The organism is Endozoicomonas sp. SESOKO4 (genome assembly GCF_024606275.1).
Genome location: NZ_JAHHPS010000664.1, coordinates 1 through 3503, shown reverse-complemented (window position 1 = coordinate 3503; position 3503 = coordinate 1). Strand labels below are relative to the sequence as shown.

Sequence of the window (3503 nt, the reverse complement as noted above, 5' to 3'; positions counted from 1 at the left end):
TCACAAAAGAAAAGATCACACCCCAGAGCAAACCTGTCCTGAGTGCCAGAAGACCAAGCCAAACGCTCAAGCCCTGGCGGTTCACAAAAGTCTATATCATACCGGAGAGCAAACCTGCCGGCCCGGCGATGCAGGCCCTCTGGTCACCTGGCCTCTGGTCATCACCAAAGGTCCTGAAAAAGATCGACAGAACCTCGGAATCTACCGTCAACAGCTGATCGGTAAAAATAAACTGATCATGCGTTGGCTATCCCACCGGGGTGGTGCTCTGGACTTCAGGGATTGGCAGCAGAAGGACTCTGACAAGCCTTTCCCTGTCACAGTGGCCCTGGGCGCAGATCCTGCTACTATCCTGGGCGCTGTGACCCCTGTGCCTGACAGCCTTTCAGAGTATGCCTTTGCAGGTTTGCTCAGAGGCAGTAAAACCGAACTGGTTAAAAGCATCACCAATGACCTCCAGGTACCTGCGAGTGCCGAGATAATACTGGAAGGTCATATCTATCCGGGAGAGATGGCGGACGAAGGCCCGTTTGGTGATCATACGGGTTACTACAACGAAGTCGAACGCTTCCCGGTCTTCACTGTAGAGTGCATTACTCACAGAAGGGATCCCATCTATCACAGCACCTACACAGGCAGACCTCCTGATGAGCCCGCCATTCTGGGAGTTGCCCTGAATGAGGTGTTTGTCCCCATTCTGAGAAAACAGTTCCCGGAAATCGTGGACTTTTATCTGCCACCGGAAGGGTGTTCTTACCGAATGGCGGTAGTCACCCTGCGCAAGGAATACCCGGGTCATGCCAAACGGGTCATGCTCGGTGTATGGTCATTTCTCAGACAGTTTATGTACACCAAGTTCGTCATTGTTACTGACGATGATGTCAATGCCAGGGACTGGAACGATGTGATATGGGCCATGACAACACGTATGGACCCCAAGAGGGACAGCGTCTTTGTTGAAAACACCCCCATTGATTATCTGGATTTCGCTTCACCGGTTACAGGTCTTGGTTCTAAGGTGGGCTTTGATGCTACGAACAAGTGGCCCGGAGAAACCGACAGGGAATGGGGTCAGACCATAACCATGACACAGAAAGTCAAAGATCAGGTTGATGCAATCTGGGATGATTTAGGTATAGACTGAAGCGGTTAAAACTCCTGATTATCACCTGTTTTCCTGTGATACAGTGTTACTTTTAGTGCAATCAGCAGGGATTCCCCAGGCATTCCTGCAGGCTGTGACATTCCGGAGGGAGGCATCGTGCAGATAACAGAGTCTTCAAAGCTGCAATGCTCAGTTGCCGATACTCAGCTTCTCAGCTCCGACATTTACCGTGTCAAACTGGCCACCGGGTCGGGCTGCTTGCCCGATTATTACCCGGGCCAGTATCTTATTGTTCACCTTCAGAATAATGAGAACAATTGTTTTTCTATTGCCTCAGCGCCGCAAGAAAACCAGCAGCATCTGGAGCTACACATTCAACAGCTGAAAGGCAGTCCGAACTCTCAACAGCTCTTTCGGGAAATAAAAGAAGGTGTGTTGAACATCAGTTTGCCTGCCGGGAATTGCTACCTCCCTGACTCAATGGATAAACAACAACCTCTGCTATTCATTGCTGCCGGTACCGGCTTTTCGCAAATGAAAAGCATGATCGAGTACTGCCTGCGTCACCATCATAATGGGGAGATCCATCTCTACTGGGGAGCCAGAACTCCAGCTGACTTTTATTTGCCAAACCTTCCTGTGCAATGGTCTGGTCAGGGCCTTCATTATCATCCAGTGGTCAGTGAAGCCAATCATGAAGATGACTGGTGTGGACGTCATGGGTTGTTGTACGAAGCGATACTGGCCGATCGAGAAAAGCTGCACCATTGCCAGACCTATATCAGTGGCTCTCCACAAATGGTTTATGCGACATATGACGTAATGATTGAAAATGGGTTCCCGAAAAAAAAACCTGCACTCTGACGTTTTTGATTATGCGCCCAGAAAATAACATCACCGAAAATTTAGCTACCTTCACGGGTTCTGAATAAAAGTGCTTACTTATGGGCAGGGTAAAAAAAGACTGTCTTGCTATCAAATTATTTGCAGCGAATGGTAATTGCGCAACTCTTGTCTATATTCATAGTCGATAGTCATAACACCTAATCAATATACGGAGATTTTATGCAATCTTCCGCTGCCAAGGTTCAACAGACGGCCTTGAAAAGTAGTCGTGTGCGTCAAAAGAACATCCAGATCATACTGCAAGCTGCGGAGGACGAATTCGTTCTTGGTGGCTTCAAAGGGACTTCAATAAGAGACATTGCAAACAGAGCCGGATTGCCAAAAGCCAACATTCATTATTACTTTAACAGCAAGGTCGATCTGTATGGCGCCGTTCTCAGCCATATTATGGCACTCTGGGAAGCTGTTTTTTCCGGCTTGAACAAAGAGGATGATCCGGCTTCAGCCTTTCGACAGTATATACGGGCTAAAATGCGATACTGCCTGGCTCATGCCAACGCTTCCCGTATATTCAGCAGTGAGATCATTCATGGAGGGCAACACCTCAAGGAACACTTTGAGCACTTCAGAGCATGGATCAAAGAGAAGTCACTGGTTATTGAGTCCTGGGTAGAACAAGGCAAAATGGATCCTGTGGATCCTCTTCACCTGCTGTTCACCATCTGGGCTAATACCCAGTATTATGTGGACTACAGTCCTCAGGTGGCCTGTGTCATGGGTAAGGAGGCCCTGTCCGATGAGGATTTAGAGGCTGCAACAGAACATCTTTGCAACCTCATCATCAAGGGGTGCGGAATCGGCCATTGCTGATCATTGGGCTCAACAAACCATCATGGGTTTTTAGCGGCCGCCAGCAGTCCGGCTATAAAAACCCTGCAGTGATGGAACCGAGTTGCCCATTCTTCGGGCTTAGCTCTCTTCTTTTTCGTTTGCCCGTATAACCTCAAAACTATCCACTTTCTGGAAGCCACGGGGAAGTTTGTTACCCCTGCGGCCTCTCTCTCCGTGATAATGCACAATGTCTGCCGATTTCAACGTCACATGACGCTTGCCTGAGTACAGAACCAGAGCGTCGCTCGAGTTCATTATCGCCAGATGAACCATCAACTCGATTCGGTCCGATGCCCGTGCCGAAGGAATATTAATGATCTTGTTGCCCTTACCTCTTGCCAGCTTCGGCAATTCGGAAAGCGGGAAGACCAGCATGCGTCCCTCGTTGGTGATGGCTGCCAGCACCTGATCTTCTGCCGTTACCGGTACGGGCGACATAACCTGGGAATACTTGGGCAGAGTCAGCAGAGCCTTACCGGCCTTGTTCTTGCTGACCATATCGGAATGCTGAACAACAAAACCATAACCGGCATCGCTGGCCAGCAAGTAACAATCATTACTGTCGCCTATACACAGCCCTTCAAAGGTTGCTCCGGAAGGAGGGTTGACGCGTCCTGTCAGTGGCTCACCCTGGCCCCGTGCAGAGGGAAGAGTATGAGTT

Annotated in this window: 4 protein-coding genes; 3 read left to right on the top strand and 1 reads right to left on the bottom strand. The window is 49.4% G+C overall.

Features of this window, described 5'->3' with window-relative positions; translation table 11 throughout:
- The 3 genes from KDK16_RS12905 to KDK16_RS12895 form a co-directional block, all read left to right on the top strand.
- On the top strand, positions 1-1144 hold a 1144-nt coding region (locus KDK16_RS12905; protein WP_257276437.1), incomplete at its 5' end, for a UbiD family decarboxylase.
- Between the two features lie 117 nt (positions 1145-1261).
- Positions 1262-1969, top strand: a complete 708-nt coding sequence (locus KDK16_RS12900; RefSeq protein WP_257276436.1) for an NAD(P)H-flavin reductase — start codon at positions 1262-1264, stop codon at positions 1967-1969.
- Positions 1970-2206: 237 nt separating this feature from the next.
- Positions 2207-2821, top strand: coding sequence for a TetR/AcrR family transcriptional regulator (locus tag KDK16_RS12895; protein ID WP_257276435.1), 615 nt, complete (start codon positions 2207-2209; stop codon positions 2819-2821).
- Positions 2822-2920: 99 nt separating this feature from the next.
- Here KDK16_RS12895 and KDK16_RS12890 read toward each other — a convergent pair.
- Positions 2921-3503: DNA gyrase C-terminal beta-propeller domain-containing protein (locus KDK16_RS12890; RefSeq protein WP_306670811.1), on the bottom strand; the 583-nt coding region annotated here is incomplete at its 5' end.